The organism is Streptomyces chlorus, assembly GCF_042655885.1.
GTDB classification, from domain to species: Bacteria; Actinomycetota; Actinomycetes; order Streptomycetales; family Streptomycetaceae; genus Streptomyces; species Streptomyces chlorus.
In genome coordinates this window covers 1-745 of the sequence record NZ_JBHSOA010000158.1, presented here as the reverse complement: position 1 = coordinate 745, position 745 = coordinate 1, and the positions used below count along the sequence as shown (strand labels likewise).

The following is a 745-nucleotide window of genomic DNA, read 5'->3' as shown; positions in this document are numbered from 1 at the left end:
GTTCGAGCCCTCGGGGCCGCCGACGATGAAAACCGCCCGAATCCGACATGAGCCAAGTACTTCAGGAGCCATCTTGTCCCGGAGCCACTCTCGCAAGTTCTCTCGTTCTGAGACCACACGGGCTGAGGCCTTCAGTGATGGTGTGTTCGCCATTGCCGTCACGCTTTTGGCCCTCAATCTCGCTGGTCCGCCGCACAAGCCGGGCGGCCTTGGCCAGGCTTTGCTGGCTCAGTGGCCTGCCTACCTCGGCTACCTGGCGTCCTTCGGCTATGTTTCCGTGATCTGGCTCAACCACCACCAGGCCTTCGTGCGTATCAGGGCCATGGACCGCGGACTACATGCCGCCAACCTGTTTCTCCTGCTCACCACGGCGGCGCTTTCCTTCCCCACCGCGGTGGTCGCGGACGCACTGCAGGCCGACCCCACGGGCTCCGACGCGCGGGTGGCTGTCGCTCTCTACGCCGGCCTCGCCGCAGCGATGTGCCTGAGCTGGGTGGCCTTCTACCAACAGACCGTCCGCCGACCCGAGTTGCTCGACCCTGATGTGGAGGACACGTACGTGCGGCACGGACAGCTTCGTTCCTGGGCTGGAGCCGTCGCCTACACCGTCGCCGGCCTCCTTGGGGTGTTCGTCGCACCGTTGCTGGCGATCGCGGTGTTCGTAATGCTCCCTGTCTTCTACTTCGTCACCAGCGAAGGTTTGCCCGGTGGCCGGGACGGCTCTCCTGATACAGGACCGCATGCC

1 protein-coding gene is annotated in these 745 nt (G+C 64.8%); it reads left to right on the top strand.

Annotated elements, in window-relative coordinates; translation table 11 throughout:
• Positions 1–25: 25 nt before the first annotated feature.
• Positions 26–745, top strand: a 720-nt coding sequence (locus ACFPZI_RS37100) for a TMEM175 family protein (RefSeq protein ID WP_381371571.1), incomplete at its 3' end; no start/stop codon positions are given.